This is a genomic window from Achromobacter sp. SIMBA_011 (assembly GCF_046535435.1).
GTDB classification, from domain to species: domain Bacteria; phylum Pseudomonadota; class Gammaproteobacteria; order Burkholderiales; family Burkholderiaceae_B; genus Achromobacter; species Achromobacter dolens.
Genome location: NZ_JAWRWN010001052.1, coordinates 1 through 244 on the forward strand (window position 1 = coordinate 1; position 244 = coordinate 244).

Sequence of the window (244 nt, forward strand, 5' to 3'; positions counted from 1 at the left end):
GATGACAATTGAGGCCGCAAAACAGAAATCCACGACAACCCATGCCGTTGATAGCATCCGCTCTCTGATATTCAGCGGCGAGTTAGCGGCCGGGACCGATCACTTGGAAAGTGAGCTCGCCGAGCGACTGGGCATGTCGCGCACTCCGGTTCGGGAAGCCACGTTGATGCTCGCGCAGCAAGGGCTGCTGGAAGTACGCCCTCGAAAGGGAGTTCGCATTTCGGCCCTTTCCGTGAAAGACATG

General features: G+C 57.8%; 1 protein-coding gene. It reads left to right on the forward strand.

Going from position 1 to position 244, the window contains the following annotated elements; translation table 11 throughout:
* On the forward strand, window positions 1–244 hold a 244-nt coding region (locus SB816_RS34245), incomplete at both ends, for a GntR family transcriptional regulator (protein ID WP_410548530.1).